This is a genomic window from Promicromonospora sp. NPDC023987 (genome assembly GCF_040639055.1).
GTDB lineage: Bacteria > Actinomycetota > Actinomycetes > Actinomycetales > Cellulomonadaceae > Promicromonospora.
This window is the reverse complement of record NZ_JBEZZF010000018.1, coordinates 63,033-84,766: the sequence shown is the minus strand read 5'-3', so window position 1 is coordinate 84,766 and position 21,734 is coordinate 63,033. Positions and strand designations below refer to the sequence as shown.

Sequence of the window (21,734 nt, the reverse complement as noted above, 5' to 3'; positions counted from 1 at the left end):
ATGAGATCGGTCAATCAACTGACCGATCTCATCCCATCCGACCGAACTCATCGTCGGACAAGGGTCAGTCCTGCGCCTGACCGCCACGCGTGCGACGGCGGTTGCGGCTCCGACGGCGGCGCTGGCCTGCCTCCTCCTCGCCGCTCGGCGCCGGGCGCTCACCCGAGTCGGCGCGGGCGGGGGCCGGGGCTCCGCCGTCGTGCCGGGGGGCCGTGCGCGGCTCGCTGTGCGAACTGCCCTGCCGTCCGCCCGAGCGGGGTGCGCCGGAGCGACCGCCGCCGGTGCGTCCGCCGCCGGAGCGCGGGGCGCTGTTGCGCTTGCCGGTCTCGCCGAGGTCCTCGACGTCTTCGGCGTCCAGCCCGGCGAGGTGCTGCGCGGAACGCGGCAGGCGGCCCTTGGTGCCCTCGGGGATGTTCAGGTCGGCGAACAGGTGCGGCGACGTGGAGTACGTCTCGACCGGCTCCGGGAAGCCGACCTCGAGCGCCTTGTCGATGAGCGACCAGCGCGGCACGTCGTCCCAGTCCACGAAGGTGACCGCGGTACCGGTGTTGCCCGCGCGGCCGGTGCGGCCCACCCGGTGCAGGTAGATGCGCTCGTCCTCCGGGCACTGGTAGTTGACCACGTGCGTGACGTCGTCGACGTCGATGCCGCGGGCGGCGACGTCTGTGGCGACGAGCACGTCGATCTTGTTGTTGCGGAACGCGCGCAGCGCCTGCTCACGGGCGCCCTGGCCCAGGTCGCCGTGGATGGCGCCGGAGGCGAAGCCGCGGGTCTGCAGCTCGTCCGCGACCTTCGCGGCCGTGCGCTTGGTGCGCGCGAACACGATGCTGCGGCCGCGGCCCTCGGACTGGAGCAGGCGAGCCAGCACCTCGATCTTGTCCAGTGCGTGGGCCCGGTACACGACCTGCTTGATGTTCTTGACGGTCGCGCCCTGGTCGTCCGGCTCGGCGGCCCGGATGTGCGTGGGCTGCTTCATGTAGCGGCGGGCCATGGAGACCACCGCGCCGGGCATGGTCGCGCTGAACAGCATGGTGTGCCGCTGCGCGGGGGTGCGGGCCAGGATCTTCTCGACATCGGGCAGGAACCCGAGGTCGAGCATCTCGTCGGCCTCGTCGAGCACGACCGTCGCCGCGCGGAGCAGCGTCAGGTGGCCCTGGTTGAGCAGGTCGATCATGCGGCCGGGCGTACCCACCACGACGTCGACGCCGGACTTCATGGCCTCGATCTGCGGCTCGTAGGCGCGACCGCCGTAGACCTGGACGATCCGGACGCTGCGGTGGGAGGACGCTGTGCTCAGGTCGTTCGCGACCTGCACGGCGAGCTCGCGCGTGGGGACCACGACGACGGCCTGCGGCTTGCCGGGGGCGACGAGCTCGTCGTAGCCGGGCTCACCGGGGGCGACGACGCGGTGCAGCAGCGGTACGCCGAAGCCGAGCGTCTTGCCGGTACCGGTCTTCGCCTGGCCGATGATGTCGTGCCCGCTCATCGCGACGGGCAGGGTCATCGCCTGGATGGGGAACGGATGGGTGATGCCCGAGTCGTTGAGCGCGGCGACGATCTCGGGGCGGACACCGAAGTCCGCGAACGTCACGTTCTGCGCCTGGATGGCGGACGGGCTGGAGTAGTCGGGCCCTGAGCTGATCGTCGGCTCGGGACTTGTCGTGATGACCGCGTCTGCGGCCGGGGTGTCTGTGGTAGTCACTGGCGCCTTCATCTCTCGCGGCGCGGTGGGCCCTCATGGCCCGGCGATCGCGCCTTCGTGCGGCAGCCGATCGTGAAAATCATCGCGCGCCGGGATTGACCCAGGCTGCGCGTCCTGTCGGGGCGGCCTCCTGGGAAGACCGAAGCACAGGCTCGGGGGTCGGAACGTGACGACCGGGCAACCGATGTACGCCATTCATGGTACGCGCACGATGTTTCCGCGCGGTTAGCGAAACACGTCAACCAGCCCGTTAGTAATGAACGCCACGTGGCGGACGGCCGCTGTCGGCGTGCCGTCCGCCACCTGGCGTCAGGGACAACTCGCTCAGACCGCGCCGAAGCCGACCTTGCGCTGCTCCTCGGAGCCGATCTCGACATAGCCGATCGCGGCGCCGGGGATGATCACTTGACGGCCACGGGAGTCGGTGAGCTCGAGGGGGCCACCGGTCAGGGCCTTCTTGACGGCTGTCGCGACGGCGTCCGCGCTCTCGTCCGTCTCGACCACGACCTCGCGCGGCAGGTGCTGCACACCGATGGTGACGTCCACGTTTACTCCAGTTCGGTCGGGGATTGCGCCGTGTGCCCGGTGGTCCGGGGACCCGGCCTGTCGATCCTAGTCACGCTCCGGTGCCGTCGGCCCTCGGTTTCGCCGTGAGCCGACAGGACGTGCGCCATCCGGCCCACCGGACGGCGCGGGACGCTGCTGGGTGGGCTCCCCATGCACCTACGTGGCTCCCTGTGGACAGAGGCATGGGCCCACGGACGTGTGCGTGGCACCATGGTCGGCGTGAGCAGCTCGTCCTCCCACCGGCGTACCGGCAGGCACGCCACTGGCGGCGTGCCCGCCGGCCCCGGGTCGGAGGACGTGGGCTCCGGTCGTTCCGCGGCCCGGAGCGGCAAGCGGCGTCCGGCCCAGAACCCCCGGCGCTCGGTGATCGCGCTCAGCCTGTGCCTCGCGGCAGGGCTGGGCGGCGGCATGGCGGCGACCATGAGCACCGAGCCGGACGCGTCCGCCGCCGTCGTGGCCGGGGCGGTCGAGGACAGCCTGGGCGTCGAGGCCGGCGACGCGGTGCGGGGCGCGTACGAGGCCGCCAGGTCCGGCAACCGCACGTCGCCCCCTGCGCAGGCGCTCTCGTCGGAGGCCGACATCGCCTCGGGCACGGGGTCAGGGATCGGCGCCGCCGGAGCGGAAGGCCTGCCGGAACCGGTGGATTCCGGGCTGCCCGCGCCCGTTGCCTCGGCATCGGCGGGCGGTTCGGCCCCCGAGAAGCCCGCGCCGCCGTCACCCGGCCCGAGCCCGAGCCCCAGCGTCGGTCCGACGCCGGAGCCGGGCTCCGGGCTGCTCGGTCCGAAGGTCGTCGTCGAGCAGAAGCTGTCGGGCAAGCTCGTCGTGGCGAGCGGGTCCCGCCGCGCGCCCGCCGACGGGAAGGTCTGGCGGGTCCAGATCGCCGTCGAGAAGGGACTGGCGGTGGACCCGGAGGTGTTCGCGGAGTCGGTGCTGGCCACCCTCAACGACCCGCGCGGCTGGAACGCGGCGGACGGCTCCACCTTCGCCTGGACCGACTCGGCGCGGTACGACGCCCGCGTCGTGCTCGCGAGCCCCGGCACCACCGACGAGCTCTGCCTCCCGCTGGACACGATCGGCGAGCTCTCGTGCGGCATCGAGGAGACCGCGGTGCTCAACTTCAAGCGCTGGGCCACGGGATCCCAGGCGTGGGAGAGCACCCCCCGCTACCGGCAGTACCTCGTGAACCACGAGGTGGGGCATGTCATCGGGTACCGGCACGACGTGTGCGCAGGCGAGGGCGAGCACGCGACGGTCATGGTCCAGCAGACCACGACGACGAGCGGCTGCGTCCCGGAGCCCTGGCCCGTACCCGACGCGGGCTGACCGGGCCGCGCCGGACGAATCGGGCATTCGTGACGCCTCCGCGCGGGGCGTCAGGGAGTGTCAGTGGCTCGTGGTTCGATCGTCCGCGTGACACCGACCCTCGCTCTCGCACCTCGGCTGACGCCGCCAGGGACCCGTCCCGACGTGGCCGTCTCCGTGCCGCTCGACGACACCCAGGCCGCCGCCGCCGAGGCTGCGCTGAGCCACCGCGCGACGCTGGTCCTCGGCGCCCCGGGTTCGGGCAAGACCACGGTCACCTGCGAGGTTGCCGTGCGGGCCCTCTCCTCGGGTGTGCGGCCGGAGCGCGTGCTGGTCCTCGCGTCGTCCCGGCGTGCGGCGGCGCGGCTGCGGGACGAGGTGGCGGCGCGGGCCGGGCAGACGGTCGGCGCGCCGATGGTGCGCACGGCGTCGTCGGCCGCGTTCGCGGTGCTCCACAAGCGGGCCGCGGCCCTTGAGCAGCCCACCCCCACCCTGGTCTCAGGACCGGAGCAGGACCTGGTGCTGGCCGAGCTGCTCGCCGGCCATGTGGCAGGGGAGGGGCGGCCGCTCGTGTTGCCGGTGGGCCTGCCGGAGGAGTCGCTCGGCCTGCGCGGCCTGCGCCAGGAGCTGCGTGACCTGCTGATGCGTGCCGCCGAGCGGGGCCTCGGGCCGGTCGAGCTCGACGAGATGGGGCGCGCGAACGATCGACCGGAGTGGGTCATGGCCGCGCAGCTCTACGAGGAGTACCTCGACACCATGGCGCTGCGCCTCGCCACGCCCGACGCCGGGCCCCGTTACGACCCGGCGGTCGTGATCGACGAGGCCGCCGAGTCACTGCGTTCCTGGTCGGACGAGGTGCCGGGGGTGGCCCGTCCGACGTGGGACCTGGTGGTCGTGGACGACTACCAGGAGGCAACGGCCGCGACGGTCCGCCTCCTGCGGGTCCTGCACGACGACGGTGCGCGTCTGGTCCTGCTCTCCGACCCGGACTCGGCGGTCCAGACCTTCCGTGGCGCCGCACCGGGGCTCACCGGCCGGGCCGGGGCTCCGGCTGGTCCGGGCCGTGCCTTCGGCGCCTTCGACGCCGAGACGGTGGTGCTGGGGACCGTCTGGCGGCAGTCACCGGAGCTGCGCGCGGTCACGCGTGCGGTGACGAACCGGATCCCAGTGTCGGCGAGCGCGCTGCACCGGCGCGCGACGGCGTACACGGCCGAGGCGCCTGCTGACGGGCCTGCTGCTGATGAGCGTGTCGCCGGTGAGGCGACCGCGGGCGAGACCCCCGAGCCCGCGGGAGAGGCGCGCACGGCCGCGGAGGTGCCCGCAGGGCGCGCACCGTCCGTCCAGGTGGCCGTGCTCCCCGGCGCGGCTCAGGAGGCCGCCTGGATCGCGCGGGAGCTACGGGCCGAGCACCTGCTGCGGGGCACGCCCTGGGAGCGCATGGCGGTCATCGCCCGCAGCGGCACGCGGCTGGGCGCGCTACGGCGTGAGCTGGTGTCGGCGACGGTGCCCGTCGCGTTGCTCGGGTCGGACCTGCCGCTGCGTGACGAGCCCGCCGTGGCGCCGCTGCTGGCGGCCGTGAAGACCTGCGCGGGTGCGCCGCGGGGAAGCCTGGAGGCGCTGATCGCAGAGGAGCTCGACGGCGACGAGGCGGTGCTGGACCCCGAGACGGCCGCGTTGCTGCTCATCTCACCGATCGGCGGGCTCGACGCCGTGGCGCTCCGCCGGTTGCGTCGCGCACTGCGGGCCGACGAGCTGTCGGCCGGGGGCGGTCGTACCTCGGACGCGCTGCTGGTGGAGGTGCTGGCCGACCCGGCACGTGCGGCGCTGCTGCCCACCCAGGTGCGACGCGGGCCGCTCGCGGTGGCCCGGGTGCTCGCCGCCGGGCGCGAGGCCGCCGGGGAGCCGGGTGCCACCGCGCAGACGGTGCTCTGGGCCGTGTGGGCGGCGACCGGTCTCGCCGAACGGTGGAGCGCCGCCGCCCTCACCGGTGGTCCGGCGGGTCTGCGGGCCGACCGGGATCTCGATGCGGTGCTCGCCCTGTTCCGGGCGGCCGAGACGTTCGTGGACCGGATGCCGGGCGCTCCGGTCGCCGCGTTCGTCGACTACCTGGCGTCGCAGGACCTCCCTGCCGACTCCCTGGCGGCGTCCGCCCAGGGGGCCGGCGCCGTGGAGGCCCTGACGCCTCCGGGCGCCGCGGGCCGGGAGTGGGACGTGGTGGTCGTCGCCGGTGTGCAGGACGGGGTGTGGCCCGACCTGCGCCTGCGTGACTCCCTGCTCGGCTCGCAGGCCCTCGTCGAGCTCGTCGCCGGCCGGTCGGAGGACGGTCGGGTGGTCGGCGCCGAGGCTCGGCGCCAGGTCCTCACGGACGAGCTGCGCGCCTTCGCGGTGGCTGTCTCCCGCGCCCGACGGCGCCTCCTGGTCACCGCCGTCGAAGACACGGAGGAAGCGCCCAGCGTGTTCTGCGACCTGGTGTCCCCGAGGGACGACGGCGGCGACGGGCCCGACCCGCGACGGGCAGCGGTCGGTCCGCCGCTCGACCTGCGCGGCGTGGTGGCCGCCGCCCGCTCCGAGCTGGTGCGGGCGGCCGCCCTGTCGGCCTCGGGTGACCAGCCCGCCGCCGTGCTCCTCGCTGACCTCTCGGCCGCGGGAGTCGCCGAGGCGGAACCGAGCACCTGGTACGGCGTGGCCGGGGTCTCGAGCGAGGTGCCGCTGTGGGGGGCGCAGGACACGGTGACGGTTTCGCCGTCAAAGGTCGAGACGGTGACCACGTGCGCCCTGCGCTGGGCGTTCGAGGCGGCGGGCGGCACCAGGCCGGACGACACGCACCAGACGCTCGGCACACTGCTGCACTCGATAGCGCAGAGCCACCCCAAGGGCTCGCTCACCGACCTGAAGAAGGAGCTGGACCGGCGCTGGCCGGAGCTCGCGCTGCCCGAAGGATGGCCGTCGCTGCAGCTCCGCAAGCGTGCCGAGCGCATGGTGGAGCGGCTGGCGGACTACCTGGCGGACTCGGGCGAGCCACTCCTCGTCGAGGCCGACTTCGATCTGCAGGTGGGGCGCGCGCGGCTGCGCGGCCAGGTCGACCGCGTCGAGGACGCGGGCGAGGGCGGCGTGACGGTCGCCGACCTCAAGACCGGCAAGTCCGCGGCCAGCAAGGACAAGGCAGCCGAGAACCCACAGCTCGGTGCGTACCAGCTCGCGGTGGAACAGGGTGCGCTCGACCTGCCGGAGGGCACCGTCAGCAAGGGCGCGAGCCTCGTCTATGTCGGCACCGAGACGGTGTCGGCGAGCGTGCGGAACCAGCCGGCCCTGGTCTCGGACCCCGAGGGCAACAGCTGGGCACGCGACACGGTCGAAGGCGCCGCCGACACGATGGCCGCGGCTCGGTTCGCGGCGAAGAACAACGATCTGTGCGAGATGTGTGCCGTGCGGCGATCCTGCCCGCTGCAGCCCGAGGGACGGAAGGTGGTCGAGTGACCGAGCCCGAGATCTGGTTGTCCGCGCGAGCGATCGCGCGGCTGCTCGGCCGCCACGAACCCACCGACGAGCAGGTCCGCGTCATCGAGTCACCCCTGGAGCCAGCACTCGTCGTAGCGGGTGCCGGTTCGGGCAAGACCGAGACGATGGCCGCCCGCGTCGTCTGGCTCATCGCCAACAAGCTGGTCCAGCCCGAGCAGGTGCTCGGCCTCACGTTCACGCGCAAGGCCGCCGGCGAGCTCACCCAGCGCGTGCAGACGCGGCTGGCGCAGCTCAACCGGGCGCTCGGCGAGGAGTCGGGCGAGGCCCTGGCGGGCCTGGACCTCGACCGCCCCACCGTCGCCACCTACAACGCCTACGCCGCGTCGCTGGTCGCCGACCACGGCCTCCGCCTCGGCGTCGAGCCCAGCGCCCGCCTCCTCGGCCAGGCCGAGCAGTGGCAGCTCGCCTCCCAGGTCGTGGAGTCCTGGGACGAGGACCTCGGCACCGACAAGGCGGTCAGCACCGTCACCGGTGCGATCGTGGCCCTGTCCGGTGCGCTCGGTGAGCACCTCGTCGACCCCGCCGACGCCCGCGACCGGCTCACCGAGATGGCCGAGCACCTCGAGTCCGTCCCGCTCGGCCCGCGGCAGAAGAAGCGCACGAAGGACGTCGACAAGCTCATCAGCTCGGTCGCCGAACGCGCACGGTTCGTGGACCTCGTCGTCGAGTACCGGCACCGTAAGCGCATCGCCGAGGCGCTCGACTTCGGCGACCAGGTCGCTTTCGCCGCCCAGCTCGCCCGCGAGGTGCCGCTGGTGGGCGCCGCCGAGCGGGCCCGGTTCGAGGTGGTCCTGCTCGACGAGTACCAGGACACGTCCTACGCCCAGGTCGAGCTGCTGTCCGGCCTGTTCGGCGGGGGGCACCCCGTGACCGCCGTCGGCGACCCCCACCAGTCCATCTACGGCTGGCGCGGCGCCTCCGCGGCGGGCCTCGCCCGCTTCCCCGGCCGCTTCCAACGCGACGACGGCGTCCCCGCCGCCGTCCACTACCTCTCGACGTCCTGGCGCAACGACGCCGCGGTGCTCTCCGCCGCCAACGTCGTGTCCGGCCCGCTGCGCTCGCGGACGGGTGCTGGCACCAACGTCGAGGTGCCACCGCTGGACCTGCGGCCAGGAGCCGGCGAGGGCGTGGTGTCCTCGCACGTCGCCGCCACCCTGGAGGAGGAGGCCGACGCCGTCGCCGAGTGGGTGGCCGCGCGCTGGCGCTCCGGCGCGCACCCGGACGGACGGTCCACGGCGGCAGTTCTCTGCCGGGCGCGGGCGCAGTTCGCCACCATCGAGGTGGCGCTCCGCCGCCGTGGCCTTCCGGTGGAGGTGGTGGGCCTGGGCGGGCTGCTGTCCACGCCCGAGGTGGTCGACGTCGTCGCGCTGCTCCAGGCCGCGCACGACCCGTCCCGTGGCGACTCGCTGCTGCGCCTGCTCACCGGCCCGCGCCTCAACCTCGGCGCCGCAGACCTGCACGCGCTGGGTTCCTGGGCGGCGGACCTGGCGCGCATGGACGACCCGCGCCGGGCTTCGGCGGCCGCACCGGTGAGCGAGGGCGTCGAGGACTCCGCCGGCGGCGCGGACAACGATCCCCGCGTGGTCGAGGGCGACGTCTCCGACCACCGCTCTATCATCGATGCGCTCGACGACCTTCCGGTGGCGGGGAGGCCGGCCCGTGACGGGCGGGTCCTCTCCGAGGACGCGCACCAGCGGCTGGCCGCGCTGGCCCGGCTGCTGCGCGACCTGCGCGGCCTCACGTACCTCTCGCTTCCCGAGCTTGTGGTCCAGGCTGAGCGCGCGCTCGGGCTCGATGTCGAGGCAGCCACGGCGCTCGCCCTGGCGGGCGCTGGGGTCGGGGGAGCCGTGAGCGATCGCGGGCGCGAGCACCTCGACGCGTTCCGGGACGTCGCCGCGTCGTTCGCGCAGTCCTCGGACACGGCGACCCTCGGGGCGTTCCTCGCCTGGCTCGGCGTCGCAGGCGAGAAGGAGCGCGGCCTTGACATGCCGGTGCGCGAACCCGATCCGGACGCCGTCCAGGTGATCACCGCGCACGCCGCCAAGGGCCTGGAGTGGGACGCGGTGGCAGTGGCGGGCCTGGCCGACGGGGCCTTCCCCACGTGGGACAGAGGCTCGCGGTCGGGGGAGTCGTCGTCGGGCTGGCTGTCCGACCTCGGCGAGCTGCCCTACCACCTGCGCGGTGACGCGGACGACCTGCCGGCCTTCGCCTGGGAGCACGCCTCCGACACCAAGGACCTCGTCGCGCTGCGGGACGAGTTCAAGCTCGACTGCGGCGAGCACCGCCTCGCCGAGGAGCGTCGGCTGGCCTACGTGGCGTTCACGCGCGCCCGGCGGGAGCTCTTTCTCACGGCCTCGTGGTGGGGCACGGCGAGCCGTCCGCGCGGCGTCTCCCCGTTCCTCGGTGAGCTCGCCGAGGCGGGCCTGGTGACCACAGACCTCTGGGCCCCCATGCCGGACCCGGATGCCGAGAACCCCAGGAACGCAGAAGAGCTCACGGCGGTCTGGCCCGCGCCGGACGGGCGTCCTGAGCAGGCCGGAACCGAGCAGGCCGGAACCGAGCCGGGCTCGGCCGGCAGCCAGCCCCGGACCGCGCGGGACGTCCTGCGCGCCACGGCCGGGCTCGTCGACGAGGCGGCCGAGGAACGGCTGGTCGCACTCGCCGCCGGGCGGCTCCCGGCAGATGCGCTCACCGCGCCGCGGGACACCCTCACCGATGCGGCCGGCCACGACCTCGTCGACCTCGCCCGCATGCTCCTCGCCGAGCGTGACCGGCATGCGGACCGCGAGGTTGCGTTCCCAGCGCACGTGTCGGCGTCAGGACTTGTGCGGCTGGCCGCGGACCGCGACGCGTTCGCCCTGCAGCTGCGCCGCCCCGTACCGGTGCAGCCGACGGTGCACGCCCGGCGGGGTACGAGATTTCACGAGTGGGTGGAGCAGTTCTTCACGTCGGCCACGCTGCTCGACGTCGACGACCTGCCCAGTGCCGAGGACGAGGACCTCCCGGAGGACACGGACCTCGAGAAGCTCCGCGACACCTTCCTGGGCTCCGAGTGGTCGGCCCGCACGCCCGTGGCGGTAGAGGCCGACGTCGAGACGCCGGTGGCCGGGGTCATGCTGCGCTGCCGCATGGATGCCGTCTTCCGGGACCCGGCCAGCGGGCCGGACGCCGTGGTGGTCGTGGACTGGAAGACCGGCCGCGAGCCCCTCGACGCCGCGGCGCGAGCCGCCCGCGAGGTGCAGCTCGCGGTGTACCGGCTGGCGTGGTCCCGCTGGACCGGGCTGCCGTTGGACCAGGTCAGCGCTGCCTTCTACTACGTGGGCTCGGACACCACGGTCCGACCGGAGCGGCTGCTCGACGAGGCGGAGCTGGAGGCGCTCATCCGGGGCGAGTAGCGCGCGCCGTCGGCCACGAGAGGGTGGCCTGCGGCGCGACTATGCACCCTCTTCGAGCGTCGCCTCGTCCAGGTCCTCCAGCATCGACGTCGCGTCCTCGACCACCTCGGGCAGCCGGTGCCGCACGCCGTGCAGCAGCCACCGCGCGAGGGCCAGCTCGCCCACGAGCATCGCGCGCTCCGCGAGGCGCGAGTCGCTCAGCTCGGTGCGGCGCAGCTGGTAGGCCTCCATGATCGAGTCGACAGTCTCGATCGGGGCTGCGGCGATGAGCCAGGCGAGGTCGTCGGCGGGGTCGGCCACACGGGCTTCCGACCAGCCCGAGACCGCCACGACCCGCTGCCGGTCCACGAGCAGCTGGTCCGGCGCCAGGTCGCCGTGCGCGACGACCGGCTTGAACTTCCAGAGGGACACGTCCTCGAGCGCCGTCTCCCAGCGTCGCAGCAGCGTGGGGGGCACCCGACCGGTCTTCGCGGCCTCGTCCACCTCCGTGAGCCGCCGATCGCGGTACTCCGTGGCCGTGTAGCTGGGCAGGCCGCACGTCTCGACGACGGAGGTCGGCAGCTCGTGGATGGCGGCGATGGCCCGGCCCAGGTCGGCGGCCAGACCGGGGCCCGGCTCCAGCGCCTCGACGTCGAGGTTGCTGCCGATGATCCGCCGGTGCACCACCGCCCGGCCGCCCTCCGGCAGCAGGGCGTAGCCGGCGACCTGCGGCACGACGAACGGGAGCACTCCCGTGTCGATGTACAGGCGGAGCGCGTCGAGCAGCTCGATCTCCGCCTCCAGAGCCGCGCCGGCCACCGTGGTGCGTGGTGCGCGAACCACCCATTCCTGGTCGTCCTGGCCCGTGACGACGGCTACGTCGTAGTCGCCGGCAAGGTCGCCGACGCGGACCGACTGGGCGTCGAGACCGGGCACGGCGGCGGTGGAGAGGGCGGCGAGAGCGAGGGGCGTGCGGGACACGTGCTCACCGTATTGCAGTGTCCGCGGTGCCATGGCACAGCACGATGGTGTGTCCTCGCTCCCGCGCCTCCTTCGTGGCCCTACTTTCCGGTAGGGCACAGCGGTACTACGTGCGTGCCGGCTTGCGCGGCCGGGCGTACACGAGGGCGTGGCTCGCGCCGACGGTGAGGAGCAGGCCACCGGCCGACCAGAAGGCGAGGACGAGCATCCCGGGATCGAGCGGGGACAGGATCAGCAACGCCGCGCCGGCCACGGCGAGCACGATGCCTGCCCACGTCCTGCCGACGGTGATCAGCCCGGCGAGGCCGAAGCTGATGGCGATCCAGAGCACGCCCCAGAGGTCGGTGGTGAAGCTGCCGACGAGGACGGAGACGACGAGCCAGACGCCGGGCAGGGCCGCGATGACAGCGCCGGTGATGCGCCAGCCGACCGCGAGCCGACCGTTGCGGGCGATGATCGGCATGATGAGCGCGGCCCACGTGAGCATGGCGGTGGGGAGGAAGAAGTAGAGGTCCATGCTCTCGAAGACGGCCTGGCTCCCCACCGTCAGCACGACGGCCACCGCCGTGGTGGTGATCCTTCGTGCCCGCGCGGGCACGAAGAGTGGGAGTGCCGCGATCAGGACGGGGATGAGGTGCAGCAGCACGATCTCGAAGCCCGGCTCGTCGAGATCTTCGCCCGAGTCAGGCAGCAGGAACGTCACGAACATCACGGTGAAGACCGCGACACCGGTCGCGAGCCACTGCAGGATGCGCCAGATGCGGTCGGTCCGACCTGGCTCGTGGCCCAGCTCGGCCCGCACTCGTGCCGTGAACTGCGCGGGGTCGCCGAGGCTCTCCGCGGCCTGCTGAGGGGTGCGGCCCGCATCCGCGGCATCCGCGAAGTGGGCTCGGACGTCGTCGAGCACCGCATCGCGCTGCTCGGGGGTGAGCGCTCGGAGGCGCTTGCCGACGTCGCGCAGGTAGGCGCCCTCGGTGTTCGCGTTCATCGCGGTCCTCTCGGTCATCGTGATCCCTCCAGCAGGGCGTCGACCTGCGCGCCGAGCGACGCCCAGACCTGGGCGAAGGTGGTGAGCTGGTCGGTGCCGTCATCGGTGATGGCGTAGTAGCGGCGGGGACGGCCGGTGCCGGACGCGTCCCATCGGGGCTCGACGAGCCCGTTCTCGCGCATGCGGGCCAGCAGCGGGTACAGGCTGCCCTCGCTGGCGATGAGCCCTCGCGTGGTGAGGTCGTCCGCCAGCTCCAGGCCGTACTTCTCGCCGTGGGAGAGCAGCGCGAGCACGCAGTACTCGAGCACTCCCTTGCGGAGGTTCGTCGCGATGCGCTCTTCGGTCATGACAGGAATCTAACCTTGCGTAGCAAGACTTGCAATACAAGTCTTGCGAGACAAGGTTCTAGGTCGCCGAGGTGGTGCTCCGTCGAGCGGGCCAGGATTCGGGCGCCGTGGTGGGCGGCTACTGTCGTCCTGTGCCAGTTCTCGACCTCCCCCTCGCCCGTGCCGCCCACTACCGTGCCGCGCACCGACGCGCCGAGGCCGGCCTCGTGGGCGACCTCCTCAAGGAGCTGGGCACCCGGGTGCTGGTGGTGCGCGGGAACCGGGCGGCGATGGCCGGCCAGCGGGTCGCGCTGTTCGCCCCCGACGACGTCGCGCACCTCGCCGTCGGCACGCACCTCTTCCTCGGGGAGGCGGACGGCGTCGCCTACCTCGCGGCGGTCCTTGCCGACACGGAAGCGGAGCCCGAGCTCGACGTCGACTGGGCGGGGCTGCGCACCATCGACGAACCCGATCTGGCACAGGGACTCGTGGTCGAGGCCATCGCGCTGGCCCAGTGGCACGCGGTGCACACCCACTGCCCGCGGTGCGGCACGAGGACGGAGGTGACGCAGGGCGGCTGGGTCCGGCACTGCCCGGCCGACGGTACCAACCAGTTCCCGCGGACCGACCCCGCCGTGATCATGGCCATCACCGACGCCGACGACCGCCTGCTCCTGGCCCGCGGGACCCAGTGGGCACCCGGTCGCCGTTCGGTCCTGGCCGGGTTCGTGGAGCCGGGCGAGGGGCTCGAGCAGGCGGTCGTGCGCGAGACCATGGAGGAGGTCGACGTCGTCGTCGACCCCGACTCGGTGGAGTACCGCGGCAGCCAGTCCTGGCCCCTGCCCGCATCGCTCATGCTCGGCTTCCGCGCCCGCGCGTCCACCACACGGCTGGTGCGGCAGGAGGACGAGATCGCCGAGGCCGACTGGTTCACCCGGGACGAGGTGGCCACGGCGGTGGCCGACGGCGAGCTGGGGCTCCCCGGGCGCGCTTCGATCGCCCGCTCCCTGATCGAGGAGTGGTACGGCGGCCGGCTGGAGGACTGACGGGGGCGGCTGGTCGGTAGAACGTCAGGCGGCCCGCACCCGCGGGGTCAGTTCGCCAGCGCGAGCTTCACCGCAGCCAGGCTCGGGTTCGTCGCCGCCGAGCCGTCCGGGTACACCACGGTGGGCACCGTCTGGTTGCCGCCGTTGACCTGCTCCACGTACGCGGCCGCCTCGGGGTCCTGCTCGATGTCGACGACGGTGTAGCCGATGCCCTCCGAGTCGAGCTGTGTACGCAGCCGACGGCAGTACCCGCACCAGGTCGTCGAGAACATCAGGACGGTGCCGTTCTCCGGGATCAGCGCGGTCGTCTCGGACATCTGTACTCCTTGTCAGTGGTTGCTGCGAGAATCGCAGACGATGCTCACCCAGACCAACTCCGCCGCCGGTTCGAATCATCCTGGACCGATGAGCCCCGACGCGATCCTGACCGCTCTCGACCCCGAGCAGCGCGAGGTCGCCCTCGCGCTCAACGGACCGGTGGTGGTGCTCGCCGGAGCGGGGACGGGCAAGACGCGCGCCATCACGCACCGCATCGCGTACGGCGTCCGCATCGGCGCCTACAAGCCGACCAGCGTGCTGGCCGTGACGTTCACGGCACGTGCGGCCGGGGAGATGCGCACCCGCCTGCGCGAGCTCGGCGTCCAGGGCGTACAGGCCCGCACGTTCCACGCCGCTGCGCTGCGCCAGCTCGGGTACTTCTGGCCGCGCGTCGTAGGCGGTGCCCCGCCCCGGCTGCAGGAGCACAAGGCACAGATCATCGCGGAGGCGGCGCGCCGGCTCGGTCTCAGCGTGGACCGCGTGGCCGTCCGCGACCTGAGCAGCGAGGTGGAGTGGGCAAAGGTCTCGCTGATCACGGCGGACGACTACGAGAGGGCGGCGTCCGCGACCGGCCGCGAGGCGCCGTCGGGCTATGACCCGCAGACGGTGTCGCGCCTCATCACGGCCTATGAGGACGTGAAGACGGAACGCGAGGTCATCGACTTCGAGGACGTGCTCCTCATGCTCGGCGACATGCTGAACAGCCACAAGAACGTGGCGGACGAGGTGCGCTCGCAGTACCGGCGCTTCGTCGTGGACGAGTACCAGGACGTGTCGCCGCTGCAGCAGTTCCTGCTGGACCAGTGGCTCGGCGGTCGCAAGGAGCTGTGCGTGGTGGGCGACCCGTCGCAGACCATCTACTCCTTCACCGGTGCCTCGCCGCGTCACCTCCTGGAGTTCCGGCGTACCTATCCGGAGGCGCAGGAGATCCGCCTCGTGCGCGACTACCGCTCCACGCCCCAGGTGGTGAACCTCGCCAACGAGGTGCTCAAGCGCGCGGGCCGTGCGGGCGGCGCTCACCAGGCGCTGGAGCTCGTCGCCCAGCGGGAGCCCGGCCCACCGGCCGCCTTCACCGCGTACGACGACGACGAGGCGGAGGCGAAGGGTGTGGCCACCCGCGCCGCACGCCTGATCCGGTCGGGCGTGAAGCCGAGCGAGATCGCCGTGCTGTACCGCACGAACTCCCAGTCGGAGGCCTTCGAGGCGGCGTTCGCCGACGCCGGTGTGGGCTACCTCGTGCGTGGCGGCCAGCGGTTCTTCCAGCGCAAGGAGGTCCGCGACGCGATAGTGCTCCTGCGTGGCGCGGCCCGTTCGGCCGACCCGGAGCTACCCATGCCCGACCAGGTGCGCGACGTCCTCGCCGCCGCCGGCTGGGCCGACCAGGCACCCGCCGCGCGTGGTGCCGCCCGGGAACGCTGGGACGCCATGCAGGCGCTCGTCTCGCTCGCCGACGACCTGGCCGCCGCGGCGACCCCGGAGAGCCCGGCGACCATCGTCGGGCTCGTCGCCGAGCTGGACGAGCGTGCCGCCGCGCAGCACGCGCCGACTGTCGAGGGCGTCACGCTCGCCTCGCTGCACGCGGCGAAGGGCCTGGAGTGGGATGCCGTCTTCCTCGTCGGTATGAGCGAAGGACTGATGCCCATCTCGCTGGCGGAGGGCGACGCCGCCGTGCACGAGGAACGTCGTCTGCTGTATGTGGGGATCACCCGTGCCCGTGAGCACCTGGAGGTGTCATTCGGGCGCGCGCGCAACCCGGGCGGTCGTGCGACGCGCAAACGCACGAGGTTCCTCGACGGGCTGTGGCCCGACGAGGCGCGCGCACCGCGTGCCCGCAGCGTGCCGAAGGGCCGGGCGCGGACGCTCCTGACGGGCGTCCACGACGCCGCACTCTTCGACGCCCTGCGTGGGTGGCGCCTCGAGGTGGCCAGGGAGACGGACAAGCCCGCCTACACGGTGCTCACGGACGCGACCCTTGCGGCCATCGCCGAGATCCGACCTTCGGCCATAGCCGAACTGGCTCGCGTGGACGGGATCGGTCCGGCGAAGATCGACAAGTACGGCGCCACGATCCTCGCGATCGTGGCGAGCGCACCCGCTGAACCGAGTCCCTGAGCGGCTCGTCAGGTGGTCGGACGAGGAAGTTCCGAGTGGTTCCGGCGCGTCCGGGAGGGCAGTACAGCGAGCCCTCCCAGCCGGTCCGAAAAACTTCTCAAGAAAGTTTGGAAAAAGAGTTGGCTCGCCACGGCGGCCAGGCATAGTGTTCACATGTCCCTGACGGCAGTGGGCGAGGCCTTAAGGTCTGGCCCGGATTCGAGTGAGGAGGTGGGTGTCTTGGAGATGAACATGATTTCGCAGACGGATCTGCAGGTGTGCGCGTACATGCTCGGCAACGAGCCCGTTCCGGCTACCGGCGCAGCTCTGTCTTTCCGCGTGCGCACTCACCGCGGAGGCAGCAAGCCGTCCGCTCTCGCACCCGACTCCGCATCTCCAGGAGACTCGCCGGTCTAACGACCGAGTCACCCAGGCCGCGGAGTCCATCTAGGACCCGCGGCCTTAGTTTTTGCCCGGAGACCCGACCCTGTCGGGCCGGCCGGCAGAGATCTAGCCCGGGGTCCTGTTCCCCCAACGTTCACCGACGACGTTCATCCATACAGGACACAGGAGACAACCGTGCGCCTCACTGCGCTCCTCGACACACTTCCCCAGGGCGGCTCGGGCCCCTGGGACCCGCCTCAACACCCCGCCACGAGCGGGACCGGTTCGGACTCGGCGGAGTTCAACCGGCTGATGGACACACTGCTGCCGTGCCGTACCAACGACCCGGAGCTGTGGTTCGCCGAGCACAGCACCCAGGTGGAGCAGGCCAAGGCCCTGTGCCGCACCTGCCCCCTGATGCAGGGCTGCCTCGCCGGCGCCCTCGAGCGCAACGAGCCCTGGGGCGTCTGGGGCGGCGAGGTCTTCGTCGACGGCGCCGTGGTCGCTCGCAAGCGTGGCCGCGGCCGGCCCCGCAAGTCGGAGAACGTAGCAGCGGCCTGACCACGCCGCAGCGTTGAGTGCTGGTTATTTGTCGGGGAAGCCGCCCTGAACCGACAAATACCCAGCACTCAACGGGAGCTTCAGGCAGGGAGGGTCACGCAGCCGCAGCGCGGGTGCGGGTCTGCCGGCCTGGCGCGGGGGAGTCCCGCCGGGAGCGCGATCTCCAGGCACGCACCGACGGCCGACGGCCGGTGCCCGTCCAGCTGGGCGAGCACCTGACCGGCGGCCGTTGCCGCTGCCACGGCGGCGAGCGTCGCCTCGTGCGTCGGCTCCGCCGTCTCGCGCAGCTGGGCCGCCAGCGCCGGCCACTCGCGGTCGGCGTCGGCGCGGGCGAGGTCCACGCAGGTCACGCACGCCGACCGCCCCGGCCGGACGAAGGGCCCCACGACGACGTCCGCCTCGCGCACCACCACCGGCAGGTGCGGCACCCCGAGGCCGAGCAGCCGCTGGTACCGCGCAGGGTGGGCGGCGTGCGGCTCGGTGACCACCACGACGTCGAGAGCTGTCGGGTCCATCCCTGTCCCACCCGCCCCGCTGTCGTCCACCCGCACGGCGACGCGCGGTGAACGCTCCGCCAGCAGGGATCGCACCGCGGCGTCGCGCGCCTGTCCCACGTCGACGGCCCGCAGCCCACCCAGCCCGACGTCGGTGATCTGCACCGGGAGCGGGTCGTGCAGGAGGAGCGTGCCGACGCCCGCCGTCGCCAGGTGCAGCGTGACGGCCGTCCCCAGCCGCCCGAGACCGACCACGCCGACCATGCGTCGCGCGCGGTCCGCCAGGGTCGCGAGGCCCGCGCCGTCGGGCCGCAGCATGCCGAGCACGGTCGCGTCGGCGGCACCGTCGGCAGGAGCGGCCACCACACCGACGCTCCCCGGCACCGGGACCGGGACGAGCACGCCCGCGCGGAACAGGGCGGTCATGATCTCGTCGCGCCGCTCGGTGGGCACACCGCACCGTGCCGCCGACTGCTCGACCGTCACGTGCCGGCGCTCGGCGATCTCCTCCAGCCACGTCTCCTCGGCAGGTGTGAGCCCCGACAGCACGAACGACCAGCGCGGGTCGGATCCGCACTGCATCTGGCCGCCGCCGCGGCTGAGCACCGGCGTGCCCGGCCGCAGCCGGAGGAGAGAAGGGGGCTTCATGCCCACAACGATGCCCGACGGCGGCGGTCGCCGCGGACGCTCGTCCACAGTTCCAGAGGTATATCCAAAGCATCACGAGAGCCGGAAGTTCCCGTGTGCGCCCAGAGCCAAATGGACGGCGTAGGTCTTGCCGACCCGGTTACGGTGACCCTATGAGCGACCAGCACCAGCCCGGCGAGACCCCCCAGTCGTGGGAGGAGATGCTGCGCTCCATGCTCGGCGACGGCGCAGACGAAGTGATGGCCGAGATGCGCGAGCGGGGTATCGACCCGACCGCCCTCGGCGGGCCACCCGACCCGGTGATGATGCAGTACGCGCTCGCCCAGGTGCAGAAGATGCTCTCGGCCGAGGGCACCGGACCGGTCAACGCCGACGTCGCGCACGACGTCGCGCGGCAGGTCGCCGTCAGCAAGGGCGACCCGTCCCTGACGGGGAAGCAGGCCAAGGAGGCCACCGACGCGCTGGCCGTGGCCGAGCTCTGGCTCGACGCCGTCACCGATCTCCCGCCGGCGGGCGGGACGAGGCGCGCCTGGAACCGGTCCGAGTGGGTGGAGGCCACGCTCCCGGTGTGGAACCAGCTGGCGGCCCCCGTCGCCTCCTCGGTCTCGGAGGCGCTGGCGACCGTGCTGCGCGACCAGCTGCCGGAGGGCATCGACGACGGCGAGGCGATCCCGGGGATGCCCGCGGGTGTGCTGCACGGTCTCGGCGGGTCGATCGACCCGGCCCAGATGATGCGCCGGCTCGGTTCGGCGGTGTTCGGCATGCAGGTCGGCCAGGCCGCCGGCACGCTCTCGCACGAGGTGTTCGGCGCCACCGACGTCGGCCTGCCGCTGCTGGACAGCCCGGACACCGTGCTGCTGCCCACCAACGTGGCCGCGTTCGCGGAGGGTCTCGACGCCCCGATCGAGGAGGTCCGGCAGTTCCTGGCGGTCCGCGAGTCCGCCCATGCCCGGCTGTTCACCCATGTCCCCTGGCTCAGGTCGCACCTGCTGTCGATAGTGGAGCGCTACGCGCGTGGCATCACGATCGACCTCGACGCGCTCGAGTCCCAGGTGCGGGACATCGACCTCGCCGACTCCGACGCGCTGCGCAGCGCGCTGTCCGGCGGTGTGTTCGGGCTGCAGAACACCGACGAGCAGAAGTCCGTGCTGCTCAACCTGGAGACCACGCTCGCGCTGGTCGAGGGCTGGGTCGACGAGGTCAGTGCCGTCGCCACCCTGCCGCACCTGCCGCACGCGATCCCGCTGCGGGAGATGATCCGCCGCCGGCGCGCCGCCGGCGGGCCCGCCGAGCAGACGTTCTCGACCCTGGTCGGCCTGGAGCTGCGGCCGCGCCGGTCGCGCGACGCGGCGACCCTGTTCTCGATAGTGGCCCGTGCCCAGGGCGCCGAGGGGCGCGACGCCGTGTGGGACCACCCCGACCTCCTGCCGGGTACGCAGGACCTCGACGACCCGGCGGGCTACCTGGTGCGCCGCGAGGCCGCGGAGAACGAGCACGCCGACGTGGACGCGGCGCTCAAGGAGATCTTCGGTGACGAGGACGGCCCGGCCGACCAGACCCCCTAGTCGTCGTCCCCTTCGTCGGAGGTGATCTGGCCGGGGTCGTCCTGCGCGAACGACGCGCCCTCCAGGAAACCGCGCGCCCGGTCGGTCCGGGGGTAGACCTCCAGGATCTTCCAGAACTCCGGACCGTGGCCCGCGTGGAGCAGGTGGGCCAGCTCGTGCAGCAGCACGTAGTCGAGCACCCAGGACGGCATGCCCTGGACCCGGGTGGAGATCCGGATGGAGCCGTCGAGCAACGTGCACGACCCCCAGCGTCGACCCTGGTTCGACGACCAGCGCACGCTCGATGGCCTGGCCCTGCCGTCGAGGTACTTGATGGAGAGCTCACCGGCACGGTCCATCAGCTCTTGGTCGGACGGACGGCGGCGCCGTTCCTTGTCCTCCAGCCGGGCCACCATCTTGGCCACCCACTCTCGTTCCTGAGCCCGAGAGAAGCGCGCGGGAATGGCGACGATGGTTCGTCCACCGTCGCGATATGCGCTCACCGTGGCGGTGCGACGGCGGCTCCGGCGCACCTCCACGGACGTCAAGGCGTCGTGGGCCACGGAACGACCGTAGCGTGTTATCGGCGTGACGTGGGCTATAACACACCGTTCGAGTGGAAATTCTTTGCCCGACGGCGTAGTGCTTGGCCTGGTGCGAGCAGGTCCCGCGGCGCCGTCGGGCCGCTTTCACGGAACCCCCAGCCAAGTGAGGAATGATGGGCCGGTGACTGATATGCGCGACCGCCAGCACGCCCCGCAGCCCGAGCCCTCGCCCTTCGGCGACGCGCCGGACGCCGTCGCACCGATTACGCGCCGGACCGTGACGCTGGGTGCCTCCCTGCTGGCCACGGCAGTTCTCGCCGCGGTGGCGCTCGTGGTGCCCACGCCGTACGCGATGCGCTCGCCCGGGCCCACCGAGGACACGCTGCAGCGCAACCTCATCCAGATCGACGGCGCCCGGACGTACGAGTCGACGGGCGACCTGCGCCTGACGACGGTGTCCGTGCTCGGCGGTCCTGGCTACCCGATGTTGTCCGGGCAGGTGATCCAGGGCTGGCTCGACCCGCAGCGCTCCGTGCTCCCGGTGGAAGCCATCTTCCCGGAGGCGACCACCAAGGAGCAGCAGCAGGAGCTCAGCCAGGCCGAGATGGTGTCCTCTCAGGAGTCGGCCACGGTCGCGGCTCTGACGCACCCGGCGCTCGGCTACGACGTGCCCGCCGTCCTGGACGTCGCCGGGACGGAGCCGGGTTCGGGGGCCGAGGGCAAGCTCGAGGAGGGCGACGTCATCACCGCGTTCCAGGGTGAGCCCGTCGGTACCTACGCGGACCTCATCGACGGGCTCGCCGAGACGAGTCCCGGTGACGTCGTGACGCTCGGCGTGCAGCGCGGCAAGCGCGCGACGACCGTCGACATCACCACCACGGGCAACGGGGAGCGGGCGGTGCTCGGCGTCTTCATCGACCCGCAGTACGACTTCCCCGTGGACGTCTCGATCGAGATCGACAACATCGGCGGGCCGAGCGCCGGCACCATGTTCGCGCTCGGGATCATCGACAAGCTCACGCCGGAGGACGAGGCGAACGGCCAGGTCATCGCCGGTACGGGGACCATGAGCCCCGAGGGCACGGTGGGTCCCATCGGCGGCATCGAGCAGAAGCTGTACGGGGCCGTTCGCGACGAGGCCGAATGGTTCCTCGCGCCCGCGGACAACTGTGCGCAGGTGGTGGGCAACGTGCCCGACGGGCTCAACGTGGTGCGGGTGGCGACGCTCGCCGAGGCCTATGACGCCGTCCAGCAGATCGGGCGCGGCGAGGGTGCCGGCCTCCCGAAGTGTTCCTGACCTCCGGGTGTTGCTGAAGACCTACGTGTTGCACTTCTGGAGGATGT

The 21,734-nt window shown here is 72.6% G+C and carries 16 protein-coding genes; 8 read left to right on the top strand and 8 right to left on the bottom strand.

The window, feature by feature from the left end:
- Nucleotides 1-64: 64 nt before the first annotated feature.
- Nucleotides 65-1,642, bottom strand: a complete 1,578-nt coding sequence (locus tag AB0F40_RS11105) for a DEAD/DEAH box helicase (RefSeq protein ID WP_357466665.1) — start codon at nucleotides 1,640-1,642, stop codon at nucleotides 65-67.
- Nucleotides 1,643-2,026: 384 nt separating this feature from the next.
- Nucleotides 2,027-2,248 carry a DUF3107 domain-containing protein gene (locus AB0F40_RS11100; protein WP_357466661.1) on the bottom strand — a complete coding sequence of 74 codons (222 nt, stop codon included), beginning with the start codon at nucleotides 2,246-2,248 and terminating at the stop codon, nucleotides 2,027-2,029.
- Nucleotides 2,249-2,488: 240 nt separating this feature from the next.
- Between AB0F40_RS11100 and AB0F40_RS11095 the strand changes: the two genes are divergently transcribed.
- From AB0F40_RS11095 to AB0F40_RS11085, 3 genes are all read left to right on the top strand, one after another.
- Nucleotides 2,489-3,592: a DUF3152 domain-containing protein gene (locus AB0F40_RS11095; RefSeq protein WP_357466659.1), complete on the top strand. Its 1,104-nt coding sequence runs from the start codon at nucleotides 2,489-2,491 to the stop codon at nucleotides 3,590-3,592.
- Between the two features lie 87 nt (nucleotides 3,593-3,679).
- The gene (locus AB0F40_RS11090) at nucleotides 3,680-7,048 is read left to right on the top strand and encodes an ATP-dependent DNA helicase (protein ID WP_357466657.1); all 3,369 of its coding nucleotides are present in this window, start codon (nucleotides 3,680-3,682) and stop codon (nucleotides 7,046-7,048) included.
- Nucleotides 7,045-10,485 carry an ATP-dependent DNA helicase gene (locus AB0F40_RS11085; protein ID WP_357466655.1) on the top strand — a complete coding sequence of 1,147 codons (3,441 nt, stop codon included), beginning with the start codon at nucleotides 7,045-7,047 and terminating at the stop codon, nucleotides 10,483-10,485. Before AB0F40_RS11090 ends, AB0F40_RS11085 begins: the two co-directional genes overlap by 4 nt.
- A 39-nt stretch (nucleotides 10,486-10,524) precedes the next feature.
- Here AB0F40_RS11085 and AB0F40_RS11080 read toward each other — a convergent pair whose 3' ends face one another.
- The 3 genes from AB0F40_RS11080 to AB0F40_RS11070 all read right to left on the bottom strand — a co-directional run bounded on the left by AB0F40_RS11080 (nucleotide 10,525) and on the right by AB0F40_RS11070 (nucleotide 12,780).
- The gene (locus tag AB0F40_RS11080) at nucleotides 10,525-11,445 is read right to left on the bottom strand and encodes a phosphotransferase (protein ID WP_357466653.1); all 921 of its coding nucleotides are present in this window, start codon (nucleotides 11,443-11,445) and stop codon (nucleotides 10,525-10,527) included.
- Between the two features lie 106 nt (nucleotides 11,446-11,551).
- On the bottom strand, nucleotides 11,552-12,451 hold the full coding sequence (locus AB0F40_RS11075; protein ID WP_357466651.1) for a hypothetical protein: 900 nt from the start codon (nucleotides 12,449-12,451) through the stop codon (nucleotides 11,552-11,554).
- Nucleotides 12,448-12,780 (bottom strand): PadR family transcriptional regulator, encoded by a 333-nt coding sequence (locus AB0F40_RS11070; RefSeq protein ID WP_357466649.1) that lies wholly within the window; start codon nucleotides 12,778-12,780, stop codon nucleotides 12,448-12,450. Before AB0F40_RS11070 ends, AB0F40_RS11075 begins: the two co-directional genes overlap by 4 nt.
- Before the next feature lie 131 nt (nucleotides 12,781-12,911).
- On the opposite strand from AB0F40_RS11070, the gene nudC reads away from it, so the two are divergent.
- Nucleotides 12,912-13,805, top strand: coding sequence for an NAD(+) diphosphatase (gene nudC / locus AB0F40_RS11065; protein ID WP_357466647.1), 894 nt, complete (start codon nucleotides 12,912-12,914; stop codon nucleotides 13,803-13,805).
- Nucleotides 13,806-13,852: 47 nt separating this feature from the next.
- Here nudC and AB0F40_RS11060 read toward each other — a convergent pair whose 3' ends face one another.
- A complete protein-coding gene (locus tag AB0F40_RS11060) occupies nucleotides 13,853-14,122 on the bottom strand; it encodes a mycoredoxin (RefSeq protein WP_357466645.1) in 270 nt (89 codons plus the stop codon).
- 88 nt (nucleotides 14,123-14,210) lie between these two features.
- On the opposite strand from AB0F40_RS11060, the gene AB0F40_RS11055 reads away from it, so the two are divergent.
- Both AB0F40_RS11055 and AB0F40_RS11050 read left to right on the top strand, forming a co-directional pair.
- Nucleotides 14,211-16,235, top strand: coding sequence for an ATP-dependent DNA helicase UvrD2 (locus tag AB0F40_RS11055; protein WP_357466643.1), 2,025 nt, complete (start codon nucleotides 14,211-14,213; stop codon nucleotides 16,233-16,235).
- Between the two features lie 558 nt (nucleotides 16,236-16,793).
- Nucleotides 16,794-17,159, top strand: coding sequence for a WhiB family transcriptional regulator (locus AB0F40_RS11050; RefSeq protein WP_274993364.1), 366 nt, complete (start codon nucleotides 16,794-16,796; stop codon nucleotides 17,157-17,159).
- Between the two features lie 80 nt (nucleotides 17,160-17,239).
- Here the strand turns inward: AB0F40_RS11050 and AB0F40_RS11045 are convergent, their stop codons facing one another.
- Complete coding sequence (locus tag AB0F40_RS11045) at nucleotides 17,240-18,301, bottom strand: ThiF family adenylyltransferase (RefSeq protein WP_357466641.1); 1,062 nt, start codon at nucleotides 18,299-18,301, stop codon at nucleotides 17,240-17,242.
- Nucleotides 18,302-18,453: 152 nt separating this feature from the next.
- On the opposite strand from AB0F40_RS11045, the gene AB0F40_RS11040 reads away from it, so the two are divergent.
- On the top strand, nucleotides 18,454-19,866 hold the full coding sequence (locus AB0F40_RS11040; protein WP_357466639.1) for a zinc-dependent metalloprotease: 1,413 nt from the start codon (nucleotides 18,454-18,456) through the stop codon (nucleotides 19,864-19,866).
- Here the strand turns inward: AB0F40_RS11040 and AB0F40_RS11035 are convergent.
- On the bottom strand, nucleotides 19,863-20,408 hold the full coding sequence (locus tag AB0F40_RS11035) for a SprT-like domain-containing protein (protein ID WP_357466637.1): 546 nt from the start codon (nucleotides 20,406-20,408) through the stop codon (nucleotides 19,863-19,865). The two genes, AB0F40_RS11040 and AB0F40_RS11035, sit on opposite strands and share 4 nt — an antisense overlap.
- A gap of 172 nt (nucleotides 20,409-20,580) precedes the next feature.
- Here AB0F40_RS11035 and AB0F40_RS11030 point away from each other — a divergent pair, with 172 nt between their 5' ends.
- Nucleotides 20,581-21,687: a PDZ domain-containing protein gene (locus AB0F40_RS11030; RefSeq protein WP_357466663.1), complete on the top strand. Its 1,107-nt coding sequence runs from the start codon at nucleotides 20,581-20,583 to the stop codon at nucleotides 21,685-21,687.
- The last annotated feature ends 47 nt before the right edge of the window (nucleotides 21,688-21,734 follow it).